21 protein-coding genes are annotated in these 24,021 nt (G+C 65.8%); 7 read left to right on the top strand and 14 right to left on the bottom strand.

All coding sequences use genetic code 11. The annotated features are described in order from the left end of the window. The first annotated feature begins 37 nt into the window (after positions 1-37). A complete protein-coding gene (locus V3B41_RS16865; protein WP_049427569.1) occupies positions 38-922 on the top strand; it encodes a LysR substrate-binding domain-containing protein in 885 nt (294 codons plus the stop codon). Here the strand turns inward: V3B41_RS16865 and V3B41_RS16860 are convergent. Both V3B41_RS16860 and V3B41_RS16855 read right to left on the bottom strand, forming a co-directional pair. Further along, the gene (locus V3B41_RS16860) at positions 897-1,685 is read right to left on the bottom strand and encodes an SGNH/GDSL hydrolase family protein (protein ID WP_329861710.1); all 789 of its coding nucleotides are present in this window, start codon (positions 1,683-1,685) and stop codon (positions 897-899) included. The two genes, V3B41_RS16865 and V3B41_RS16860, sit on opposite strands and share 26 nt — an antisense overlap. Before the next feature lie 49 nt (positions 1,686-1,734). Then, a complete protein-coding gene (locus tag V3B41_RS16855) occupies positions 1,735-2,700 on the bottom strand; it encodes a DUF2268 domain-containing putative Zn-dependent protease (RefSeq protein WP_049427566.1) in 966 nt (321 codons plus the stop codon). Between the two features lie 138 nt (positions 2,701-2,838). Here V3B41_RS16855 and V3B41_RS16850 point away from each other — a divergent pair, with 138 nt between their 5' ends. After that, on the top strand, positions 2,839-3,822 hold the full coding sequence (locus V3B41_RS16850) for a hypothetical protein (RefSeq protein ID WP_049427606.1): 984 nt from the start codon (positions 2,839-2,841) through the stop codon (positions 3,820-3,822). Between the two features lie 13 nt (positions 3,823-3,835). Here the strand turns inward: V3B41_RS16850 and V3B41_RS16845 are convergent, their stop codons facing one another. The 3 genes from V3B41_RS16845 to V3B41_RS16835 form a co-directional block, all read right to left on the bottom strand. Beyond that, positions 3,836-4,156: a hypothetical protein gene (locus V3B41_RS16845; protein WP_295550602.1), complete on the bottom strand. Its 321-nt coding sequence runs from the start codon at positions 4,154-4,156 to the stop codon at positions 3,836-3,838. Positions 4,157-4,358: 202 nt separating this feature from the next. Next, the gene (locus tag V3B41_RS16840) at positions 4,359-6,821 is read right to left on the bottom strand and encodes a prolyl oligopeptidase family serine peptidase (protein ID WP_100443799.1); all 2,463 of its coding nucleotides are present in this window, start codon (positions 6,819-6,821) and stop codon (positions 4,359-4,361) included. Between the two features lie 156 nt (positions 6,822-6,977). Continuing rightward, on the bottom strand, positions 6,978-7,307 hold the full coding sequence (locus V3B41_RS16835) for a hypothetical protein (protein ID WP_049430086.1): 330 nt from the start codon (positions 7,305-7,307) through the stop codon (positions 6,978-6,980). A gap of 569 nt (positions 7,308-7,876) precedes the next feature. On the opposite strand from V3B41_RS16835, the gene V3B41_RS16830 reads away from it, so the two are divergent. The 4 genes from V3B41_RS16830 (at position 7,877) to V3B41_RS16815 (ending at position 11,049) form a co-directional block, all read left to right on the top strand. Then, positions 7,877-8,383, top strand: coding sequence for a hypothetical protein (locus V3B41_RS16830; RefSeq protein WP_238378681.1), 507 nt, complete (start codon positions 7,877-7,879; stop codon positions 8,381-8,383). A 12-nt stretch (positions 8,384-8,395) separates the two neighbouring features. After that, complete coding sequence (locus V3B41_RS16825; protein ID WP_329861709.1) at positions 8,396-9,823, top strand: XVIPCD domain-containing protein; 1,428 nt, start codon at positions 8,396-8,398, stop codon at positions 9,821-9,823. Between the two features lie 70 nt (positions 9,824-9,893). After that, positions 9,894-10,670 carry a HipA family kinase gene (locus V3B41_RS16820; RefSeq protein WP_329861708.1) on the top strand — a complete coding sequence of 259 codons (777 nt, stop codon included), beginning with the start codon at positions 9,894-9,896 and terminating at the stop codon, positions 10,668-10,670. Further along, complete coding sequence (locus tag V3B41_RS16815) at positions 10,648-11,049, top strand: DUF3037 domain-containing protein (protein ID WP_049430090.1); 402 nt, start codon at positions 10,648-10,650, stop codon at positions 11,047-11,049. Before V3B41_RS16820 ends, V3B41_RS16815 begins: the two co-directional genes overlap by 23 nt. Positions 11,050-11,147: 98 nt before the next feature. Here V3B41_RS16815 and V3B41_RS16810 read toward each other — a convergent pair whose 3' ends face one another. After that, positions 11,148-11,648, bottom strand: coding sequence for a DUF4952 domain-containing protein (locus tag V3B41_RS16810; RefSeq protein WP_049430091.1), 501 nt, complete (start codon positions 11,646-11,648; stop codon positions 11,148-11,150). Between the two features lie 50 nt (positions 11,649-11,698). After that, positions 11,699-12,604: a LysR family transcriptional regulator gene (locus tag V3B41_RS16805; RefSeq protein ID WP_049430092.1), complete on the bottom strand. Its 906-nt coding sequence runs from the start codon at positions 12,602-12,604 to the stop codon at positions 11,699-11,701. Positions 12,605-12,724: 120 nt separating this feature from the next. Here V3B41_RS16805 and V3B41_RS16800 point away from each other — a divergent pair, with 120 nt between their 5' ends. Beyond that, positions 12,725-13,714, top strand: a complete 990-nt coding sequence (locus V3B41_RS16800) for a zinc-dependent alcohol dehydrogenase family protein (protein WP_049430093.1) — start codon at positions 12,725-12,727, stop codon at positions 13,712-13,714. Between the two features lie 325 nt (positions 13,715-14,039). Here the strand turns inward: V3B41_RS16800 and V3B41_RS16795 are convergent, their stop codons facing one another. From V3B41_RS16795 to V3B41_RS16765, 7 genes are all read right to left on the bottom strand, one after another. Further along, positions 14,040-14,546: a transposase gene (locus V3B41_RS16795; protein ID WP_080355056.1), complete on the bottom strand. Its 507-nt coding sequence runs from the start codon at positions 14,544-14,546 to the stop codon at positions 14,040-14,042. Positions 14,547-14,766: 220 nt separating this feature from the next. Beyond that, positions 14,767-17,295 carry a membrane-bound PQQ-dependent dehydrogenase, glucose/quinate/shikimate family gene (locus V3B41_RS16790; RefSeq protein ID WP_329861707.1) on the bottom strand — a complete coding sequence of 843 codons (2,529 nt, stop codon included), beginning with the start codon at positions 17,293-17,295 and terminating at the stop codon, positions 14,767-14,769. Positions 17,296-17,626: 331 nt separating this feature from the next. Then, the gene (gyrA, locus tag V3B41_RS16785; RefSeq protein WP_049430095.1) at positions 17,627-20,341 is read right to left on the bottom strand and encodes a DNA gyrase subunit A; all 2,715 of its coding nucleotides are present in this window, start codon (positions 20,339-20,341) and stop codon (positions 17,627-17,629) included. Between the two features lie 262 nt (positions 20,342-20,603). Further along, the gene (gene mtnA / locus V3B41_RS16780; protein ID WP_049430096.1) at positions 20,604-21,668 is read right to left on the bottom strand and encodes an S-methyl-5-thioribose-1-phosphate isomerase; all 1,065 of its coding nucleotides are present in this window, start codon (positions 21,666-21,668) and stop codon (positions 20,604-20,606) included. A 46-nt stretch (positions 21,669-21,714) separates the two neighbouring features. Beyond that, positions 21,715-22,443: a DUF3011 domain-containing protein gene (locus tag V3B41_RS16775; RefSeq protein ID WP_049430097.1), complete on the bottom strand. Its 729-nt coding sequence runs from the start codon at positions 22,441-22,443 to the stop codon at positions 21,715-21,717. A gap of 138 nt (positions 22,444-22,581) precedes the next feature. Further along, positions 22,582-23,538, bottom strand: coding sequence for an EF-P lysine aminoacylase EpmA (epmA, locus tag V3B41_RS16770; protein ID WP_329861706.1), 957 nt, complete (start codon positions 23,536-23,538; stop codon positions 22,582-22,584). Then, on the bottom strand, positions 23,535-24,020 hold the full coding sequence (locus tag V3B41_RS16765; protein WP_024957227.1) for a GNAT family N-acetyltransferase: 486 nt from the start codon (positions 24,018-24,020) through the stop codon (positions 23,535-23,537). The genes epmA and V3B41_RS16765 overlap by 4 nt, the downstream gene beginning before the upstream one ends. Between the last annotated feature and the right edge of the window lies 1 nt (position 24,021).

Here is a 24,021-nt window from a genome sequence, read left to right as displayed (position 1 = left end):
GCTTCAGCCATCAATTGAACAGTTTTACTTACCTGAAATGCTCAAGCATTGGCCACCGCTGAACGCGTTGCGTGGTTTCGAGGCCGCCGCCCGCCTGGGTAGTTTCCACAGGGCAGCCGAGGAACTGCATCTGACCCAGTCGGCCATCAGCCAGCAGATCCGGGGCCTGGAAGCCTCGCTGCAGCAGCCGTTGTTCTTCCGGCAGGGCCGCAGCGTCACCCTCACCGACGCCGGCATCGACCTGCTGGAAACCACCCAGTCCCTGCTGCGGCAGCTGGCCAGTGGCATCCGCCGGCTCGATCAGTACCGCAAGCCGAATCAACTGATCGTCAACACCAGCCCGGCCTTTGCGCGCCATTGGCTGGTGCCACGCCTGGCCGGGTTCCATCGCCTGCATCCCGACGCCGACCTGTGGCTGCTGACCAGCGAGGACGCGCCGGACATGACCACGCAGACGCTGGACGTGGCGGTACGCGACGACCTGGACTCACAGGCCCAGTGCCAGCATCGCGTGCTGCTGCAGGATCGCCTCTTTCCGGCCTGCCATCCCGACCTGCTGGCCACGCCCGTGCATGAACGCCTGACCCTGCATGGCGAGCGCGAAATGGATTGGAGCCAGTGGCAGGTACAGGGGGGCGCCGATGTTGGCCAGCGCCGCGAAGGCATGAACTTCTCCGAGCCCGGGCAGCTGCTGGATGCAGCCTGCCAAGGGCTGGGCATCGCCCTGGTCAGCGAGTTGTTGGCGGCTCGCGCCTGCGATCAAGGCCTGCTGCTACCGCTGGATGAGGCGCGCGTGCGCGGCCCGCGCTGGAGCTGGCTGGTGCACCAGGACAGCGCGGCCGATCCGCTGGTGATCAGTTTCTGCGAGTGGCTGCTGGCGAGTCTGCCCGCGGGAGCTACTTCTGCTGCAGCGCGCGCTTGACCGCCGCTTCGGCCAACGGCGCCATCACCGCATAGCCCTTCGCGGTGGGATGCACGCCGTCCTCGGCCAGCTGCGGATCGAGGCCACCAGCCGCATTGGCCATCGGCGTGTAGTAGTCCAGATAGACCAGCTGCTTCGCCTCGGCATAGCGCTTCAACGCCTTATTCAATGCGCGCACCTTCGGCGCAGGCGTGATGCCCGGCATCCACGGGTACTCACTCACCGGCAGCACGGAGGCCAGCACCACGGCGATGCCATGTGCACGGGCCAGCTCCATCATCGCGTGCAGGTTGTCTTCGATCATCCCCTGCGTGGATGGGCCGGTATTGCCGGCGATGTCGTTGGTGCCGGCCAGGATCACCACCACCTGCGGCTTGAGCGCCAGCGCGTCCTGGGAAAACCGCACCAGCATCTGTGCCGTAGTCTGGCCGCTGATGCCACGATTGAGCCACCCCTTGCCGGGGAAGAATCCAGCGCTGCCATCCTTGCCCCAGCCTTCGGTGATGGAATCGCCGAAGAACACTACGCGTGGCTGCCCGGGTACTGCGGCAGGCAACCGTGCGTTGGCGTCGCGATAGTGCTGCAGCTGCGGCCAGTCGGCCAAGCGCTGCTGCATGAAACGAACCTCGTCGGGGCGCAACTGCTCGACAGGCGTCAGCAGCAGTGGATTGACTGCGACAGTTTCTGCGGCACCCAGCGGAGAAACCAACGCAAGGCCCAGCGTCACGACAGCCACGGCGGCAAGCTCAACAGGTCCACGCATGCGGGTACTCCTGAAATCAACTTCAGCAGTCTAGCGCCCTGTGCTGCGCTCAGCGTGCAGCCGTACGCGCCGCCACACCCGTGACCTTTGCCGGCATCCACATGCCCGGCGTCCAGCCGCTGGCGGCCAGGATCGCTTTCGGGTTGTCCTGCTGTATCAGCGCTCGCACCGCGTCACGCTTGTCCTTGGCCTGCAGGTAATAGGCCTTGGCGATGCGATAACCCACCCAGTACCCCAGGTCGTAAGGCTCCTGCGAGCCCGGCTTGTAGTTGTACAGCCATGGCGACAGATCGGTGCTGTCCAGATCCAGCGCGAACGCGCTTTCGATATGTACTTCGCGGCCACGGGTCCAAGCCGCGTGGCGCCCGTTGCCCACGTTGCCGGAAATCAACTCGGCGATGAACTCGGCGATGCCCTCCCCCAGCGAAACACGCAGCACCGTCGCCTGCGGGTCACCCGGCTCGAAGTCGGTCAGGCCGGTCTGCTGGATGTGCACGTATTCGTGTGCGATCACGTGCACGAAGCGGTCCTGCACATTGGGATGCATGAAGTCGGCCGCGCACAACGCTTCCAGGCCGATGATCACCCCGCTCTTCGACGTCAGCCCTACAGGACGGCCGCGGCCCACCACGATGGTCACTGGCGGGAACCGGGTCTGCGGGTAGATCGCCTGCAGGTTGGCGAACACCTGTACCAGCCGTTGCTTGACCGCCGGCAGCTCGGCCAGGCAGTTCCGCCCCTGCGCATACAGCTCCGGCTGGCTGGCGATGGACTCGGCAATCCGCTCCGGAGTGACCCGGCGTGCCTTGGCCAACTCGGCCAGGCCGGCCGAACCCTCCGCCATGTATCCACGCAGCTGCGCAACGCTCGGCTTGCCGCCAGCGCTGTCATAGAGTGCATAGAAACGACTGGCATCCTCGGTGAGGATCTGCGGCCCTGCCGGTACCGCTGCGGTGGCCGCGCCCATCGCCCCGGCACAGGCCAGGGCTAACAGGCCGCGCAGGTTAATGAACATCGCTCCGTCCTTGGTGGAGTGCATGCGAAGCGCGCAATCTATCACTCCGCCCGGCCCACTGCAGCAGGCGGATGCGGGCGCCCCGGCGCTGTGCCAGACTCGCTTCGGCACCTGCCATGGAAGATGGAGCACCGCACGATGATGATCGTTCCCGCGTACTGGGCCGAAGCCCGCCTGCAGGCCCGTTTCCGTGGCCGGCCGGTGGTGGTGCGCCGCTTTGGCTGGTCCGACGAAGGCCCAGCCCAAGCCCAGGGTCACGCCGACCGCCGTGCCAACGAAGCACTCAATGCCATTCTTGCCGGGCAGGTGCTGCCGCGTCGCGAAGTGCGCAGCAACTACGGCGTGGAAGGCGTTCCGATCCGCGAGCAGATCGTGCAGCGCGACGGTGACGTCATCATCACCCGCAACAGCTACGGTGCGCTCTGCCTCAATACCCCTGACGTGCTGTTCGCCGACATCGACCATGCGCAGCCGCCGGCAGGTTGCGTGCTGCCTGCAATCATCGCGGCAGTGCTGCTGTTCGCCGGCGCCATCATCGGCACCCTGCTCTGGCACTGGCTGGTGGGACTGGTACTGGGGGTGGCGGCGGTGTTGCTGGTCAACACGGCGATGCTGATGCAGCGCAAGCGGCGCCTGGCCGCGGCCGGTGGCGCCGAAGGTGTAGCGCTGCAGCGGGTCGCGACCTTCAGCGAACAGCATCCGGACTGGCATCTGCGCGCGTACCGCACGCCGGCCGGACTACGCGTGCTGGCCATGCATGCCACGTTCTCCCCCGAGGACGAGCAGCTGCAGGCCTTCTTCAAGGCACTGGGCACCGACGCCCTCTACGCGCGCATGTGCCGGCTGCAGCATTGCTTCCGTGCGCGACTGACACCGAAGCCGTGGCGCGTCGGCCTGAAGTACCGCATCCGCCCACCGGTGGCCGCGTGGTCAGCCGAACAGGCCAACAACCCGGACCGCCTGGCCTGGATTGCCGAATACGAGAAGAAGAGCGCTGGCTTTGCCGCCTGCGCCTATCTGCGAAGTTTCGGTGATACCACGCGCATCCATGCGAAGGCCGAGCACGTGCGCGAACTGCACGACCGGTTGGCGCACGCGCAGGACCGCCTGCCGCTGGCGTGAGCGCAGCAGGCGCTCAATCAGCGCCCTGCACGAACGGCTGCCCTGCCAGGGTAGTGCCCAGCCGCACCGCGACCTGCTGTCCGCCCTTCTCGAAAGTCGTCGCACACTGCTTCCCACCCTTCTGGCATCCGACTTCCGGAAAGCCTTCCAGCGACTCCGGCGCGCCCTCCACCGGCTTCACCTGCCAACCGGCCGCATCCAGCAGGCGCTTGGCCTTGACGTAAGGCATGCCGGCGATGATCCCCAGCTGCGCCAGTTCGGCGGGCAGCGACTGGGCGCCCGCAGTTGAGACCAGGAACAACGACAACGTTGCAGCAAGAAGGATGGCTTTCATTGCACCGACCCGGAACGGACTTACAGCTTCAGCCTAGACCATTTGCATGGCATGCGAATGTGCCGGTAACACGTCGTTACCGAGTCTCCACAGTTGATTGCAGGGCACTTGCAACTGTTTACAGGCGGACGGATCGCCGAACGTCGGTTCGGCGCTACAGCAGGATGCAGGAAGGCCACCCGGAGGTGGCCTTCCTGTTCCCTTACTTGGCGTTCTTCACGTAGGTGTCGAACCAGTTCAGCATTTCCGCCACCAGCTGCTCGTTGGACTCCAGCGCGGTGTACCAGTGCGGCTCGTTCGGCAGCATCACCAGACGGGTGGTGCCGCCGTTGCCGCGGATCGCCTGGTACAGCTTGCGCGACTGGAACGGCTCGGTGCCCGGATTCGCATCGTCTTCGCCGTGGACCAGCAGCAGCGGCAGCTTGATCTTGTCGGCATAGAAGAACGGCGAGGCCTTCAGGTATACGTCCTGCGCCTGCCAGACCGATCGGCGTTCGTTCTGGAAGCCGAACGGGGTGAAGGTCTTGTTGTACGAGCCACTGGTCGCCACGCCGGCCTTGAACAGGTTGGTGTGGGCGATCAGGTTGGCGGTCATCAGGCCACCGTGGCTGTGGCCGGTCACGCCGATGCGGTTGCGGTCGACCACGCCCATGTCCACGGCCTTGTCCACCGCAGCCTTGGCATCGGCTTCCAGCTGCTCCAGGTAGGTGTCGTAGGCGTTCTTCGGGTCGCCCACGATCGGGAACGAGGCGTTGTCGATGATCGCGTAGCCGGCCAGCAGCATCAGGCGGTACGGCTGCAGGCGGGTGAAGGTCTGCTGCGAACCCGATACCTGGCCCGCCTGTGCGGCGTTGGCGAAGTCGGCCGGGTAGGCGTACAGGATCGCCGGCACACGCTGGCCTTCCTTGTAGCCCGGCGGCGTGTACAGGGTGAACGACAGGTCCACGCCATCGGCCCGCTTGTAGGTCACCAGCTGCTTCTTGATCTGGCGCACTTCCGGGGTCGGGTCGACCAGCTTGGTCAGCGCGGTGGCGGTGGACGCGAACTGCGCCTCGCCGGCCTTCGCGTCGGCCACCGCCTCACCCTGCTGGCGGATGAAGGCGTTCGGCGGATCGATCACCGACTGGTGCCAGGTCAGGTAGCGCCCCGGCGTGCTGCTGAAACCGAGGAACTGTTCGTAGGCGTCGGCACTGCTGCGGAACAGGCGCTCGCTCTTCAGCGTGCCCAGGTCAAGGCGGTCCAGGAACGGACGATCGCCCTGCGGCGACGCGCCACGGCCGCTGAGGAACACATGGTTGCCCTCACGGCGCACGACCTGGGCGCCATTCGGCAGGCGGGTGAACACCAGATTGCCGGGGTTGGCGTACAGCTCGTCGCTGGACATGTCCCACAGCAGGCGCCCTTCCTTCTTCGGCTGATCCACATCGACGACGCGGGTCTGCATCCAGTGGCGGTTCTCGTCGTTCTCGTACTGGAACGCCACGGCCGGATCGGCGGTCCACGCAAAACCTTCGAAGCGCTGCGTGGTGCGGGTGATCTCGGTCGGTTTGCCGTTGAAAGGTGCCTTCAGCATCAGCACGCGATCGCGATGCGGCACGTTGACTTTCCAGTCGCCCTTGTCCAGCGCTTCGGCATAGACCAAGGTGGCCGGATCGGTGGCACGCCAGTCGAAACCACGCGGGCCTTCCGGCACGCCGTGCACCGGCACGCGGTCGGCCAGCGGCAGGCTGGCGATCGGCGTGGACTTGCCGCTGGCGATATCCAGCACGGCCACGTCGTTGGCGAAGCGCTGGTAGGTCACCGCATGCGAGTACGGTGCCTTGATCGACTCGGTCAGCACATGCACGCCATCGGGCGCGGCGCTGACGTCGTTGAACAGCGCCGGCTGCCCGACCGGACGCACGCTGCCGGCGGCGGTGTCGACCACGGCCAACTGCGAGGCACCGTAGTAGGCGAACAGCTTCTCGTCATGCACGCTGGTCAGCGTATCGCGCGCCTCATAGGTGCTGCTCTCGCCGCTGCTGCCCAGCGACTCCTGCGCATCCGGGCCGGTCGGCACACCGCCATTGGACGGCGCCGGGCCCTGGTTGGCCGGCACCAGCTTCACCAGCAGGTTCTGGCTGCCACCCAGCCACTGCACGGTGTTGCCAAAGATCGGGTTCAGCTGCACGTTCGGGATCTGCTTCACCTGCCCGGTGGCGGCATCGCCCACCCACAGCTGCACGCTGGTATCGACCGCATTCTGGAACGCGAAGTGGCTACCATCGGCCGACCACAGCGCGCCGGTGGCGCAGCCCTGCGGCAGGTTGACCTTGGTCTCCTTGCCGCTGCCGATATCGACCAGGGTGAAGTCAGCCACGCAGGCCGGAATGCCGTAGCCACCGGGGGTGTCATGGCGGCTGCGGTTCTTCGGCTCCAGGCGCACGCCGGCCAGCTTCAGGTACGGCTGGGCAACGCGGCTGATCGACGGGTAGGTCTGCGCGGTGGTCAGCAACAGGCGCTGGCCGCCCGGGGCCACGTTCGGCGCCGGCGGCGGCGGCGCCTTCAGCACCTTGAGCAGGCGTTCCGGCGGCTTTGCGTAATCGGCAAGCGCCGGGCCAGTGGCCAGCAGGCCGAAGGTGGCAACGGCAACGGCCGCCGCCAGAGAGGTACGACGGATGAGCATCCTTATCCCCTGGGGTGTGAATGGGAGCCCGGAAACGGGCAAGGGCCCGAATCTAGCACCGCAGGGGTTGTCGTGAATGGGCCGGAAGGGCTAGTGGCCGGATGGGGCAAAAGCGCTGCCGCTGGTGGGGCAGCACCTGCCGGGCAGGGCCCGGCGCTACTGTTGGGCGTGCAGGTCCCAAGTGGCCAGATAATCCGGGTCGATCACGATCATGCCACTGTTGCTCATCCGGTACTCGCCCGGCTGGGCCGGCAGGTACTGGTCGAGCATCGGCGGCAGGTAACGCTCGTGGCCATCATTCTCATCGGCCAGCACCACGCCTTCATCGGCGCTGATGCGCAGTACCGTTCCTGCGTACTGCTCCAGCCCCTGCACCTGGCCGTCGCCGCCGTAGCGGGTTACCCCGACAAGCACCAGCTTGCCGATCATTTCTTCGACCTTGGCGTCGTCCAGGGCCGGCAGCATTCTTTCGTATTGGTCGCTCATCAGTGCACCTCCAAAGCCTGCAGGATCATCATGGACACGCCAGCCTCCGCGCTGCGACCGCCGTCGGCGACGCAGAGAGCAATCTGGCGTGCATATGTGTGTGTTGCAGGGCCGGCACGAGAATGCCGGATCCGCGTCGGGTGAACGGTGGCAGGTACTGCGGGTGGCGGCCATCCGTGCCGGCAGAGTGGCCGTATCAGACCAGGATCAACACCACGCGTTGCATTGCATGCGGGATAAAGCGTGACAGCTGCGCAGTTGTTGCATGACGGCCTCCTGTTGAAGGTCACACGCGAGGTTGAAGCTCCACGGACCTGATGCTGACATCGCGCGCGGCAGGGTCAAGTGAAGAATGCGCACCCGTTCACCTTTTGTATCGTATCGGGGGCCTCGCTTGCGCTTAACCTCTGCTTCACCCAGCGCCCCCTAGGGTCAGCCTTCATCTGCAAGGAACGCTCATGCCCCGGTACGCATTCATACGACCGTGGACGCTCGCACTGACGGTGACCACGCTCAGCGCCTGCGCACATGCCGCCGACCGCATGCCGACTTCTCAAGGAACCGACACCATGGCCCCATCCGTATCCGAGACCACTTCGCCCTCCCCGCTCAATGCCGAGCAACTGTTGTCGCGCCTTCTGGACCTGATCAAGGCAACGACGTCCACGCGCGAACTGACCGCCGAACGCCTGTCCGCCGCAATGCAGGCACCGGCGCAGACCTTCGGGCCCGGCCACTTCGGCTATGGCGGCACGCTGACGCCGGAATGGGGCTATGGCCTGGAAGTGAAGCAGGATGGTGCAGCCGGCACGCGATTGGACCTGAACTTCATCGATACCAGCAGCGACCGCAAGGCGTCGGCTGCGGCGATCTGCCAGGTCGACTTCAACCACTTCGCCTCGGCACTGGATGCCGCCGGCTTCAAGCGCGAGACGGTGCGCGGCGAACACGGCCGGGTGATCTACGACCGCTTCGATCGACCGCAGCTGAGCATCAAGGTCGACACGATGCCCGAGAACCCCCACGCCCTCGGCGACGCCACGCATGCCTGCGTGCGTCTTGTCACCGTGCAGTAAGGGGAGCCATCAATGACGACCCTTTCCGCAGAAACGGAACGCCTGCTGGGCGAATTCGCCGGCAAGACCGACGTCACCAGCGACCAGGTCGACAACCTGCGCAGCGTCATCGCGGGTTCGCCTGTACTAGCAAAGCAGGTGGACGCAGCCATCGCGGCAGGCTACCTGGAACGCTTCGAACTGCTTCCCGCTGCAAGCAATGCCGGGGGCACCTACGAGACGGGCACGAAATCCATAAACCTGCCCGCCAGCAGCCTGTCGACCCCTGCGGCGCCGGACAGGTTCGACGCGGCCGAGGTTGCCTTTGTGCTCGGACACGAGATCCAGCACGGCTTCAACGATGCAGATGTCGAGCGTGCCTACGTGCAGTTCGATGCCGACGTGGAGCAGATCGCAGGCCGTACCACGAGCCATGATTACACCGAGGCGATCGGCACCCTGCTCGCGGCCAACCGCCGCGATGAGGCCTCTTCGAACATCGCAGGCTGGAATGCGCTGGTCAGCCAGGTACGCGCCAACGACCCGGACGCTACCCTGCGCGACCTGTATGAAGCCAGCCCCCGCTCAACAGACGTCATACAGTCGCGACCCGGGCCGCCGATCACCTATGCACCGCACCCGGAGCTGACCCTCAATGCGGACCTGACCATCTCCCCCACCGCAGCCAACATCGAGGGAATGGCCAAGCACTATTACGATCAGGGCGTCAGCACCGGCCTGGGCCATCATGGGAATTCGGACTACCAGAATTTCTACGGCGTCCAGGCGATCGAACTGGTCAGCGGATACGAGGCCGCGAATCCGGCGCCCGACGGTGTGAGCCGGATGGAAGTGAACATGAAGAAGCTGGGGCTGGACGAGCGCCTGCTGGAGCAGAACGGGCTCAACCTCGGCGAGGGCTCGCCCCTACGCCAGCCCTACTTCGATACCAGCACCTCGCCGTCGACGCTGCACTACTTCGACCACACCGAGGGCACACACGTCCATGTGCCCATCACCGCACAGCATGCGGCAGCGGGCGCTGGCGTGCAGATGCCGCTCATGGATGGTCGCGACCGTTCGCTGCACGAGCAGATCCGCGGCAAGGTAGCGGAGCTGGATGCTGCCAATGGACGCAGTTTCGATGCCTCCAGCGAACGCTTGAGCGCCAGCCTGCTGGTGCTGGCCCGCGAAAACGGGCTGGAACGGGTCGACCATGTGGTGCTCAGCCGCCAGACCGATGGTGCAGGCGCCGCGCAGAACATCTTCGTGGTGAAGGGGCCGCTGGACGATCCGGCCTCGCTGCGCGCGTCATCGCCCACCGCCGAGGCCGCGCAACGCCCGGTGCAGGACAGCCTGGATACGCTTGCCGTGGTCAACCAGCGACAGGCCGAGCAGGCCTCGCAGGAACAGACCCGCACCCAGGTGCAGGAACAGCAGCGCAGCGCGTTGTCGCACTGAGGGCAGATGGCAGGGAGCCGCCGCGGCGTTGCCCGGCGCTCCCGTCCCGGCAGCACGCTAGAATGCGTCCATGCGCACCGTACAGGCCCTCCGCTACATCACCCCGTTACGGGAAGGTGGCTCCCTGCCCGCCGTGGTCGAGACCGACGACGATGGCATGGCCGTGCTCAAGTTCCGTGGCGCCGGCCAGGGCCCGAAGGCGCTGATCGCCGAGCTGATCGCCGGCGAAATGGCGCGCACGCTGGGTCTGCCGATTCCAGAAATCCTGTTCGTGGAGCTGGACCGCGAGTTCGCCCGCACCGAACCGGACCCGGAGATCCAGGAGCTGATCCGCGCCAGCGAGGGCCTGAACCTGGGCCTGGACTATCTGCCCGGCGCGATCAACTATGACCCGGCAGCGATGCCGGTGGATGCCGACCTTGCCTCGCGCATCGTCTGGTTCGATGCGTTCACCAGCAATGTCGATCGCACCACGCGCAATCCCAACCTGATGGTCTGGCACCGCAAGCTGTACCTGATCGACCACGGTGCGGCGATGTACTTCCATCACGACTGGGCCAACGCCGGCGATGCCTGCGAAAAGCCCTTCGTGCTGATCCGCGACCATGTGCTGCTGTCGTTCGCCAACCGCATCGCCGAGGTCGATGCCGAGCTGGCTGCACGCCTGACCGATGCCGAGATCGAGCGCATCGTCGGCCTGGTGCCGGACAGCTGGCTGGTGGGCGAGCCGGCGTTCGACAGCCCGCAGACCTATCGGCAGGGCTACATCGACTATCTCAAGCACCGCCTGAAAGTGCGTGCGGTATTCGTGCAGGAGGCCATCCGTGCCCACGCTGCACACGTATGACTATGCGGTCATCCGCGTGGTACCGCGGGTGGAACGCGAAGAGTTCATCAATGTCGGGGTGATCGTGTCCTGTCCCGGTGCACGGCACTTGGAAGCAGCCATCGAGATCGATCCGGCACGCCTGCGCGCATTCGCGCCGGCGCTGGACCAGGAGGCATTGCAGCCGTGGCTGGATGCGATCGTGGCGATCTGCCGCGGTGACGCCACGGCCGGGCCGATTGCGCAGCTGCCGGCACGCGCGCGCTTCCATTTCCTCACCGCCAAGCGCAGCTCGGTTGTGCAGATGTCGAGCACGCATGTCGGTCGTACTGCCGATCCTGCAGGCGTGGTGGAGCATCTGATGACGAAGATGGTACGGGTGCCGGCACCGACCGGGTAACGTCGATCCGGCGTGCCCATCAGAACCGAATACGCCAGCTCAGTGCAGAGAAGCAGCTGCACGCATCCTGGACCAAGGATCCACCTACCGCATCCACGCTAGGGACTCTGCCGCAGCACCTCAACCGTTACGTCGAATGCTTCGATGCGCTTCCACTCGCTCCGCTGATGCGGCAGCGATTCAATGCCCATCCCGATCTGGTACCTCACCGTGTCTGCACCTTCGCGCCAGCTGTAGGGCCCGCCATTGCTCCAGCCACAGCAGGTGTAACGCAGCATCGGCATGCCGAATGTCGTGTGCAGATACGCTTCGACCTGCTCGGCACGGGCACCTGCAACACGGTAGTGGGCTTGCATCGGTTTGATGTAGGACGTGTCGTCCTGGCTGCAGCCTACGTATTCCAGGCCTGCAGGCTTCCGCCCCATCGCCTGCAGGAAATCCTGGCAGCGGGTGTCCGGTCGCGCCAGGCCGTCAGCACGTCCCTGCAGCTCCCACTCGGCCAGCGCCTGCGCAGGGGTTTGCTCCACGATCTCGCTGCCGCCGGACAACGCCGCCAGCAGCAGGAAGCCAACGGTAAGCTCCGGCAGCGGAAGAGACATCACAGGGCGATCCTTCGCAGACAGTGGCAGGAATGCTAACCGATGCCGCGCTATCGCCGCGCCATCGTCTGCTCGTTGAAACGTGCCACGCAGAAATCCAGGAAGCTGCGCAGCTTGGGCGTCAGCTGGCGATCACGCGGGTACAGCAGATTGATCCAGGTCGACACTGGCACGAACGCCGGCAGCACTTCCACCAGTTCACCACGCGCGAGTGCGGCGGCCAGCATCTCGTGCGGCTGCAGGATCAGCCCCAACCCACCCACCGCGGCGGTCAACAACGGCTCGGCCTGGTTGACCATGAAACGGCTGGACACGGGCACGGTCAGCACGCTGCCATCGGCATCGCGGAAACTCCAGCGTGTGCGGATGATCGAATGCGCGAAGCCCAGGCACTCGTGCCGGCTCAGGTCATTGGGATGGGTGATGGCCGGGCGCGAAGCCAGATAGCTTGGCGACGCACACAGGACCAGCGGATACGGCCCCAGCCGTCGCGCCACCAGCCCGCTGTCGGCCAGGTCACCGGTACGGAACACCAGGTCGTACCCGTCTTCAACGATGTCCACCAGGCTGTTGGACAGGTTCAGATCGACCTGCACGTCCGGGTACTGCTGCATGTAGGCCACCACCGCCGGGCCCAGTGCGTGCACGCCGAAGGTGACCGGTGCGCTGATGCGCAGGCGTCCCATCGGCCGCCCACGCGCCACTTCTGCCAATTGCTCGGCGCCCTCCACTTCCTCCAGGATCACCTGCGCACGCGCCAGATAGGCCTGGCCGAAGTCGGTCAGGCTCTGCTTGCGCGTGGTGCGGTTGAGCAGGCGCACGCCCAGGTGCTGCTCCAGCGCCTGGATATGCTTGCCGACCAGCTGCGGCGACAGGTTCAGGGCCTCGGCGGCAGCGGCGAAGGAGCCGACCTCGGCGACTTTCGCGAAGGTCCGCAGGGGAGCGATCAGGTCCATTGCAAACAATTGTTTTTCAATGAAACGCCAGATTACCCATTATTCTGGATAGTGACCACGTGCATAGTAGCGGCCACTTCCCCGCCGGCCTGATCGCCGGTCCTTCCCCGGAGTTCCCCCATGAGCCAGGTTGTCCGCATCCACGAATATGGCAACGCCGATGTACTGCGCATCGACGACATCGACGTTCCCGCCCCCGCCGCCGACGAAATCCAGATCCGGGTAAAGGCGATCGGCCTGAACCGCGCCGAGGTGATGTTCCGCAACGGCGCCTACCTGCAGGAAGCGCAGTTCCCCAGCCGGCTGGGCTATGAAGCAGCCGGTGTGGTCGAAGCGCTCGGCAATGACGTGAACGGGTTCGCCATTGGCGATGCCGTCAGTGTGGTGCCGCCGCTGGACATCGCGCGCTGGGGCACCTATGGCGAACTGGCCAATGTACCGGCGCGGCTGGTGGTGAAGCACCCACAGGCACTGGACTTCGAAACGGCCGCCGCGGTGTGGATGCAGTACGTGACTGCCTGGGGCGCACTGCTGGAGCAGGCGCATCTGGCGGCCGGCGATTTCGTCATCATCACCGCCGCCAGCAGCAGTGTCGGCCTGGCTGCGATCCAGATCGCCAATGCCGTGGGTGCCACCCCGATCGCGGTGACCCGCGGCCCGGGCAAGCGCCAGGCCCTGCTCGATGCCGGTGCCGCCCATGTCATCGCCACCCAGGAACAGGATCTGGCAGCTGAAGTGGCGCGCATCACCGGCGGCGCCGGTGCCCGCGTGGTGTTCGATCCGATCGGCGGCCCGCAGTTCAACGCGTTGACCGAAGCGATGGCGCGCGGTGGCATCCTGCTGGAGTACGGCGCGCTGAGCAGCGAACCGACCCCGTTCCCGCTGTTCAACGTTCTGGGCAAGTCGCTGACGCTGAAAGGCTACCTGTACTCGGAAATCGTCTCCGACGATGCCGTGCTGGCCCGTGCCAAGGCCTTCATCGTCGATGGCCTGGACAAGGGCTTGCTGGCACCGAAGATCGCCAGGGTGTTTCCGTTCGCGCAGATCCAGGACGCGCATCGTTATCTGGAATCGAACGAACAGATCGGCAAGGTGGTGGTGACGGTGTAACCCATCAGCAGACCGACGAGGTAGAGTCGACTGTCCAGTCGACTATCGCGCGAAGCGCGGGCTTTCCAGCGCGCGCGAGAAGTGCAGTCGACTGCAGAAGCACGCAGTCGTCTGGAATCGAGCGAACCCGCCAGTAAACCGACGAGGTAGAGTCGACTGTTAGTCGACTATCGCGCGAAGCGCGGGCTTTCCAGCGTGGGCGAGAAGAGCAGTCGACTGACAGTCGACTCTACCCAGTCGGTTCGGCCCAGTCGGCCGTAGAAGCGCGCAGTCGCGTGGAATCGCGCGAACCCTTCAGTAAACCGACGAGGTAGAGTTGGCCGTATCAGAATTCATCCTCGTGGACCGACTCCAGCTCGCTCAGCGGCCAGCGACACCACCCGTACGGATGGTCACCGATCTGCGCGGCAAGACCGGCTCGAACGGGATTTGACAGAATGTAGCAAGCGTGTCTGTGCAGCGACGCGTCACTGCGGATCGCATGATCGTGATAACCCGCCTGCCAGATTGCACCCTGGTTCCCTCGCCGCCGGTTGATCAGAAAACTGCTGCGCGCCTTGAAGCGCTGCACGCAGTAGCCCAGCGAATGGCCACGTAGTTGAGCCAGCCAGTGGATATGATCCGGCATGATGACCCAGGCAAGCGACGCAGTCAGGCCTTCCCGGTCCATCGATCCGAGGAGCTGCATGGCAAGATCGGCATTGGCAGGGCAATCGAAGACGCGATGGCGGTTCCGGCACACCATGGTGATGGCGTAGACGTTGCCGACGATGGATCGCCGGCCGGCAAGCAGTTGGGGGCTGGGCATGAGCTTGAGAATGCTCGCTCGCATGGATTTCCGGCATCGGTTCCCTGCCAACGCCAGGATCAGGGATCCTCTCGATACAGCGTCCGGGAAGGTGGAGTCGCCTGGGTAGAGTCGACTGTTAGTCGACTATCGCGCGAAGCGCGGGCTTTCCAGCGTGGGAGAGAAGAGCAGTCGACTAACAGTCGACTCTACCCGGTCGGCTCTACCCGGTCGGCTCTATCCAGCCGGTTATACCCTGTCGGCTCTATCTGGGCAGCGCAAACGCCATCACGTAATCGCCCTTCGGGGTCTCCATGAAATGGTGGCCACCGGCCATGATCACCACGTACTGGCGGCCGCCCTGTTCGTACACCATCGGGTTGGCCTGGCCACCGGCCGGCAGCTTGGCGTGCCACAGTTCCTTGCCGGTCTTCAGATCAATCGCGCGCAGCAGATCATCGGTGGCGGCGGCGATGAAGATCAGGCCACTGGCGGTAATCACCGAACCGCCGTTGTTCGGCGTACCGATTTCAATCGGCAGGCCGGAGCGGATACCGAATGGACCATTGCCGCGCGCACTGCCAAACGGGCGATCCCACAGCAGCTTGCCGGTACGCAGGTCGATGGCGCGAATGCCGCCGTAGGGCGGCTGCTTGCACAGCAGGCCGGTGAACGGCAGCCGCCAGCCGGCATTGACCTGGATGCCATACGGCGTGCCCACCTGCGGATCACCTGCACCCTCGCCACCGCCCTTGTCGGCGCGGACCTTCTCGCGCGGCAGCCAGCCCAACCGGTCGGCTTCGGCACGCGGCACCAGCCGGTTGTAGTTGGGCATGTCGTTGTAGTTGGCCACGATCACGCCACGGCGCGTATCAATGGAGACGCTACCCCAGTCCGAGCCACCGTTGTAACCCGGGTACTCGATGGAGTGGCGGTCACTGCTGGGCGGCGTGTAGAAGCCTTCGTAATAGGCCTTGCGGAACTGGATGCGGCAGACCAGCTGGTCGATCGGGGTCAGCCCCCACATGTCGCGCTCGGTCAGGTCATGCTCGCGGCGCAGCGTGTGGTACAGCGAGAACAACTGCGTAGGTGAGCGCTGCTCGGGCTCGACACCGCCCACAGGCACCTCGCGTTCCTCCGCGGCACTCAGCAGCTGGCCGTTGCGGCGGTCGAGGATGTAGAGGTCGCCCTGCTTGGTCGGCAGCAGGATGGCCGGCACCTTGCCCGCCGCGGTCGGGTAGTCGATCAGGCTGGCCTGTGAACCCAGGTCGTAATCCCATACATCCTTGCGCACGGCCTGGAAGTGCCAGGCCGGTTTGCCGGTGGCCACGTCGATCGCCACCAGCGAGGTGGAATAGCGGTTCTGGTTTTCCGTGCGCGAGCCGCTCCAGTAATCGCCGGCGGAGTTGCCCAGCGGCAGGTAGACCAGGCCCAGCGCCTCATCACCGGTGGCCGTGGTCCACATGTTGGGCGTGCCGCGCGTATAGGTCTGTTCGCGTGGCGGCAGGCCGTTGCGCTCGGGCTGGTCCATGTCCCACGCCCAGCGCAGCTTGCCGGTGACCGCGTCGTAAGCCTGGATCACCCCCGACGGTGCATCGCGGCGCTGGCCGTCCAGCACCTGGTGGCCGGTGACGATCACGCCGCGCACGATCGCCGGTGGCGAGGTGATCGACACATAGCCCGGCGGCACCTCGCCCATGCCCAGGGTGATATCGATCTGGCCGTTGTTGCCGAAGTTGGCGCACGGGCGGCCGCTGTCCGCATCCACTGCGATGATGCGGCCATCCAGCGTGCCTTCAATGATGCGCGCCCAGCAGGCCGGACGGCTGCCCGGCGCGGCGCTGCGGGTGACCGTGGGCGGCGGCTCGGGCAGGGCCAGGTCGGCGGCGACATCGGCCAGCACCGCATCGGCGATGGTCGGCGCGCTGGGTTGTTCGTAGTAGCTCACGCCACGGCAGGCAGCTGTATAGGGAATCGAAGCGTCCTTGACCTTCGGATCGAACCGCCACAGTTCCTTGCCGCTGCTGGCGTCGAGTGCGATCAAGCGGTTGCGCGCGGTACACAGGTACAGGCGGTCGCCGATCTTCAGCGGCGTGGATTCCGCGCCCCAGCGCTTCTTCGGCAGGTCGCCGGTACGGAACTGCCAGGCCAGCTGCAGCGTGGCAACGTTGGCCGGCGTGATCTGCTGCAGGGGGGAATAGCGGGTGGCAGCATTGCTGCGGCCCCAGGCAGGCCAGTCACCGTCGGCAGGCTGGTCGGCGGGCTGGAGGCCGGTGGTATCACGCGTCGGGGCCAGGCCGGCACTGACCGCCCCTTCCGGGAACGGCTGGTGCCCGTCCACTTCGCCATGCGGCGCGAACGCCAGGCCGAACGCGGCGACGAACACCAGCATCAGCAGGCCAGCCACACTACGGGAAAGGCGCTTTGACACCGGTTCGCGCAGGGTCGGTGCCAGCAGCGCCACCACGATGCCCAGCGCCGTAACCAGGCCCAGGCGCGGCACCCAACGCCAGTAGTCGCTGCCCGACTCCCACCAGGTCCACAGCAGTGTGCCGACGAACACCAGCGCGTACAGCAGCGCGCCGCTGCGACGGTTGCCGAACAGCAGGATGCCGCTGGCCAGCAGGCCGAATCCTGCGATGGCGTAGTACGCCGAACCCCCAAGGCTGAGCAGCCATGCACCGAGACCGCCGATGACCAGGCCGAGCACCACCAGCAACAGCGACAGCACGGTGACGAGGGGATGGCGGGAGGCGCGGACGAGGACAGAAGCGGACTGCGGCGTGGCGGACATCGTCGATCTCCGGGGGCAGCATGCGCCCTTATCCCACCGCACATGTGAAGCGCGCGCGTATTTTCTGGGTGGACCTGACGGGGTGATCGTCGGCTGGGTGATCGTCGGCTGGGTAGAGTCGACTGTTAGTCGACTATCGCGCGCAGCGCGGGCTTTTCATCGCCGTGCGCAGAGCAGTCGACTAACAGTCGACTCTACCGCAGCGATCGGATGGTCCGCAGCGATCAGATAGTCCGCAGCGATCGGAGAATCCACCACGACCGGAAGATCCGCAGAAATGACGACGCCGGCACAGGGCCGGCGTCGTCGGGTACGTCTCATCGCGGCGGGATCACTCCTGCGCGGCGTCCTCGCTGCTGGCCGCAGCCGGTGCGCCTTCGGCCGCGGCCGGGGCAGCAGTCGCCACCTCGTCCTCGTCCTCTTCGATGGAGGCATCCATGCGTTCCACCGCCTGCAGCTTCTCGTCCTTGGACAGGCGGATCAGGGTGACGCCCTGGGTGTTGCGGCCGACGCGGCTGATTTCCGAGCCACGGGTACGCACCAGCGTGCCGCCATCGGAGATCAGCAGCACTTCGTCATCCGAACCCATCAGCACCGCGGCGACCAGCTTGCCGTTGCGCTCGGTGGTCTGGATGCCGATCACGCCCTGGGTGCCACGACCCTTGCGCGGGTAATCCGGCAGCGGGGTGCGCTTGCCGTAGCCGTTCTCGGTCGCGGTGAGGATGTACTGCACGCTGGCGTCGTCGGCGCCGTCGATCACCGCATCGCCATTGGCGGCGGCTTCTTCGACACCGTTGTCGTCCTCGTTCTCGTCCTCGATGCCACCGGCACTTTCGGCCACGATCAGACTGACCACTTCCTCGCCGGCCGGCATCTTGATGCCACGCACGCCGGTCGCGGTACGGCCCATCGAGCGGACCTTGTCCTCGCCGAAGCGCACGGTCTTGCCGTTGGAGGCGAACAGCAGGATGTCGCGCTCACCGTCGGTCAGGCCGACGCCAACCAGCGCATCGCCCTCGTCGAGGTTGATCGCGATCTTGCCGCGGGCCAGACGGAAGGCGAACTCGCCCAGCGGGGTCTTCTTGACCGTACCGTTCTTGGTGGCGAAGAACACGAACTGGCCATCGGCGTACTCGCGCACAGGCAGCACGGCCTGCACGCGTTCGCCCGGTTCCAGCGGAATCCAGTTGATGATCGGACGGCCACGGGCGTTGGAACCCGCTTCCGGCAGCTGGTAGACCGGCAGCCAGAACACCTTGCCCGAACTGGTGAAGGTCAGCAGCGTGTCATGTGTGTTGACCAGCCACAGCTGTTCGATGAAATCCTCTTCCTTGGTCGCCGCCGCACTACGGCCACGGCCGCCACGGCGCTGCGCGCGGTACACGCTCACCGGCTGGCGCTTCACGTAACCGGCGTGCGACACGGTGACCACCACGTCTTCCGGCGCGATCAGGTCGAGGATGTCCAGGTCTTCTTCGCTGTGGCGGATCTCGGTACGACGCTCGTCGCCGAACTCGGCCTTGACGCTGACCAGTTCCTCGCGGATCACCTGCAGCAGGCGGTCGGGATCTTCCAGGATGTGGATCAGCCCGGCGATCACTTCCAGCAGCTGCTTGTACTCGTCGGTCAGGCGGTCCTGCTCCAGCCCGGTCAGGCGGTGCAGGCGCATTTCCAGGATCTGGGTGGCCTGGATCTCGGTCAGCTGGTAGCCGCCCTCGATCAGGCCCACGCCCTTGGGCAGGTCTTCCGGGCGCGAGGCTTCGGCACCGGCAGCACCCAGCATGGCACCGACCAGGCCCGGCTCCCACACGCGCGCCAGCATGCGTTCACGTGCTTCGTTCGGGTTCGGCGAGGTCTTGATCAGTTCGATCATCTCGTCGATGTTGGCCAACGCGACGGTCAGGCCTTCCAGCACGTGGGCACGGGCGCGCGCCTTGCGCAGCTCGAACACGGTGCGGCGGGTGACCACTTCGCGACGGTGGCGGACGAACGCCTCCAGCATCTGCTTGAGGTTCATCAGCTGCGGGCGGCCGTCGACCAGCGCCACCATGTTGATGCCGAACACCGATTCCATCTGCGTCTGCTGGTACAGGTTGTTCAGCACAACCTCGGCAGATTCACCGCGCTTGATCTCGATGTAGATGCGCATGCCGTCCTTGTCGGACTCATCGCGCAGCTCGCTGATGCCTTCGATCTTCTTTTCCTTGACCAGCTCGGCGATCTTCTCGATCAGACGCGCCTTGTTCACCTGGTAAGGAATTTCAGTGACGATGATCGATTCGCGGCCGTTGTCGGCCACTTCGATATCGGCCTTGGCACGGATGCGCACGCGGCCACGGCCGGTGCGGTAGCCGGCGACGATGCCGGCGGTGCCATTGATGATGCCGGCGGTCGGGAAATCCGGGCCCGGGATGTACTCCATCAGGCCGTCGACGTCGATGTCCGGGTTGTCGATCAGCGCGATGCAGGCGTTGATCGATTCGCTCAGGTTGTGCGGTGGGATGTTGGTCGCCATGCCCACCGCGATACCGGCCGAACCATTGACCAGCAGGTTCGGGAACCGGGTCGGCATGACCGTCGGCTCCAGTTCCTTTTCGTCGTAGTTGGGCTGGAAATCGACGGTTTCCTTGTCGATGTCGGCCATCAGCTCATGCGCGAGGCGCGACATGCGCGCTTCGGTGTATCGCATCGCCGCGGCGGAGTCGCCATCGATGGAGCCGAAGTTACCCTGGCCATCGACCAGCATGTAGCGCAGCGAGAACGGCTGTGCCAGGCGCACCAGCGTGTCGTACACCGACTGATCGCCATGCGGGTGGTACTTACCGATGACGTCACCGACGATACGCGCCGACTTGAAGTAGGGCTTGTTGCTGTGCGCGTTGAGCTCGTTCATCGCGAACAGCACGCGACGATGCACCGGCTTGAGGCCGTCGCGCGCATCCGGCAGCGCACGGCCCACGATCACGCTCATGGCGTAATCGAGGTAGCTCTTGCGCATCTCGTCTTCCAGGTTGACCTGGATGATTTCCTTGGCGGTTTCTGCCATTCGGGTTCCGTTGTCTGGTAGCGGTCCAGTCCGGCGCAGCCCTCTGCGGGAGGGGGTCGTGCCGGAACCTCGATTCAACCTGTGGATACTACCACAACAGGCCGTTTTCCGCCTCCCTTTACGGGGATTTTACCTGCACAAATCAGGAACTTAGGGGGTTCATCCGCCCCTGTAGAGCCGAGCCCATGCCCGGCTGCGGCGGATTCCCCGGCGGAGCCGAGCATGCGCTCGGCTCTACAGACATCCTCGACCCAGTCCCGGCTCAACCGCCAAAGGCGGCGCGCATGTTCCCGGCGGTCGGGTTCAGGATCACGCCGCGCTCGGTCACGATGGCGTCGATCAGCTCGCCCGGGGTGACGTCGAACACCGGGTTCCAGGCAGCGATGCCCTCGGCCACGGTGCGGGTGCCACCCACGCCGTACAGCTCGCCCGGATCGCGCTGCTCGATCTCGATCTGGCTGCCGTCAACGGTGTCCATGTCCACCGTCGAGGACGGCGCCACGACCATGAATTTCACCCCGTGGTGGCGCGCGGCGATGGCCAGCTGGTAGGTGCCGATCTTGTTGGCGGTATCGCCGTTGGCGCAGATGCGGTCGGCACCCACGATCACCCACTGCACGGCACCGGTCTTCATCAGGTGCGAGGCAGCCGAATCGGCGATCAGGGTGGCGTCGATACCATCCTGCTGCAGCTCCCACACGGTCAGACGCGCGCCCTGCAGCCACGGCCGGGTCTCACCGGCGAACACGCGGGCAATGCGGTGCTGGGCCATGCCGGCACGGATCACGCCCAACGCGGTGCCGAAGCCGGCGGTGGCCAGCGAGCCGGTGTTGCAATGGGTCAGCACACCGCTACCGGTCTCGATCAGGCCTGCGCCCAGCGCGCCCATATGGCGGTTGGCCGCCAGGTCTTCCTCGGCGATGGCCTGCGCCTCCGCTTCCAGCGCGGCCTTCCAGTCAGCGCCGGCAGCATTCAGGCAGCGGCGCATGCGCGCCAGCGCCCAGGCCAGGTTCACCGCGGTCGGGCGCGAGGCGTTCAGGCGCTGCAGCGCCGGCTCCAGTTGCTGCAGGGCATGTGCACCGTCGGCGGCCTGCACGTCGCGCGCCGCCAGCACCACGCCCCAGGCGGCGGCGATGCCGATGGCCGGCGCACCACGCACGGTCAACGCGTGGATGGCCGCAGCCACTTCGTCACTGTCATGGCAGACCACATGCTCGACCACGAACGGCAGCTTGCGCTGGTCCAGCAGTTGCAGGGCATCGCCGGTCCACAGGATCGGGCGGATGTGGTCGTAACGGGCGTAGTCGATGTCTGAGGCAGTGTTCATGGGCCCATTGTAGGGCCACGCCCCCGGGGTTGGAGCCCGCCCGGACTCAATTCACCGAGAATTCGGCGCGGCAGCCGCCGTCCACCCAGATGCCGTTGCGGCTCCAGCCCCAGGTACTGCCTTCCTCGCACGGCGTGCTGGACAGCTGCTCGAAGACAGCGGCACCAACCGAGATGCTGGCACCGCAGAAACGGCGCTTCTTCGACTTCGATTCACAGGTCAGCCGGCGTGGTACGTCAACGAATCGGCCGTCCTCGTCAGCCACTTCGAAGTCCCCCTGGCAACCGCGACTGGTCCAGACTTCATTGCGCTTGTAGCCCCAGCCCTGCCCTTCGCGGCATGGCAGCGCCGACAGCTGGCGCAGCAGGCGCACTGGCGCCCCATCCAGGCGCACCGGGCAACTCTGCGGGCGGCCATTGGATTCACAACGCACCACGCGACGGACCAGGCGCTTGCCCTCGCTGGCTACCGGCGCGACACCTGCAGCGCGGCGCGCGCGGAACTCGGCGCGGCAGCCCAGCGTGACCCACACGCCACTGCGGTCGGTGCCCCATTCGCTGCCACGGATGCAGCTGCTGTTGGAGAGCTGGCGCACCAGGTCGATGCCGTTGCTGACATCGATATCGCAATGCACCCAGCCCATGTCGCGTGATTCACAGGTCACCACTTCACCGTCGTAGCCGGCCTGCTGGGCAGATGCCGATGACGGCAGCCAGGCACCCCATAGCGCGATGGAGTACACCGGTGCAGCGACAACCGCAAACCACTTGACCAAAGCCTTCCCCAACAGGAATGGATGAACTGCGTGCCAGTGTCCGGCATCTGCCGTGATAAGAGCATCATCCTGCTTACCGAAGCAAGCGCGGAAACGCGGTATTCCGTTCAGTCTTCGAAGTTCAGGAACGCGCGTCGCTCATGCGTGGGCAAAGTCGCAGGCCAGCACATCGGCGATGCGCGGCGTGCGGTTCATCGCCATCAGCAGGCGATCGACGCCCACCGCTACGCCAGCGCACGCCGGCATCGATGGCAGCGCAGCCAGCAGCGCCTCGTCCAGCGCCGGCTGCACCTGGCCACGTTCATGGCGCCGCTGCAGGTCACGCTGGAAGCGCGCGCGCTGCTCGTGGGCGTCGTTCAGTTCGTGATAGCCGTTGGCCAGCTCCACCGCGCCCAGGTACAACTCGAAACGCTCGGCCAACGGTGGCGTGCCGGGCCGGATACGCGCCAGTGCAGCCTGGCTGGACGGCCAGTCATGGACCACGGTCATCACCGTGTCATCAAACTGCGGCTGGATGCGATGGGTCATCAACAGGTCCAGCCAGTCGTCGCGGGTCAAACCGACCGGATCGATGTGCACATCACCCAGCGCGGCCCGCAATGCACCCTCATCGGCCTTGAACGGGTCCACGCCCACATGCTGCTGGAACAGCTCGCGGTAGCTCAGCACGCGCAGCGTCGCACTGCGTCCGACCAGCGCCAGCGCCTGGCCGACCAGCTCGGCGGTCTCCTCCACCAGGCGATGATGATCCCAGCCAACCCGGTACCACTCCAGCATTGTGAATTCCGGATTGTGGCGGCCACCGGCCTCGCCGTTGCGGAACACCCGACCCAGTTCGTAGCAGTCGCCGACGCCGGCGGCCAGCAGGCGCTTGAGCGGATACTCCGGCGAGGTACGCAGCCAGCGGCGACGGCCACCTGCATCGACATGGCCGGTGAAATCGGTATGGAAGCTGTCGATGTTCGGCTCGGTGTTGCCCGCCACCGACAGGATCGGCGTTTCCACCTCCAGCACATCGCGCTCGGCGAAGAAACGGCGCACCAGCGCGTTGAGCGCGGCACGCTGCTGCAGCGCCCGCAGCAGGGCCTCGCTCACAGGATGCCCTCCGGGCGCGGATGGTCCAGCGGCAGGGTCAGCAGATCGCGGGTGTCGTCGATGTAGCCGCTGGCCAGGTAAAGGCGACGGGCCAGCTCGTTGTGGTGGTTCACTTCCAGGCGCAGGCGGCTGACGCCACGGCCGCGCGCACGCTGTTCGCAGATCGCCAGCGCCTGCTTGCCGCGGCCACGACCACGTGCACGGTGGGCCAGGTACAGCTCGTCCAGCAGCATGAAGTGGCCGCCCTGTTCCAGGCTGAAGCCCATCGCGATCACCGCATAGCCGACCACCTCGCCGGCCTCGTCCAGCCACAGCAGCACTTCGCCATTACGCGGATCGGCCAGCAACGCATCCACGCCGCGACGCACGCGCGCGTCGTCGAAGTCGATCCTGTCTTCGGCGTAGAACTCGCGCATCAACGCGATCAGCAGCTCCTCGTCAGCTCGGGTGGCCAGGCGGAAATCCAGCGGGGCGGTCTGCATC

It is taken from the genome of Stenotrophomonas sp. SMYL89, from assembly GCF_036319985.1.
Taxonomy (GTDB): Bacteria; Pseudomonadota; Gammaproteobacteria; order Xanthomonadales; family Xanthomonadaceae; genus Stenotrophomonas; species Stenotrophomonas maltophilia_Q.
The sequence above is the reverse complement of the archived record's forward strand: the minus strand, read 5'-3'. Positions and strand labels throughout refer to the sequence as shown.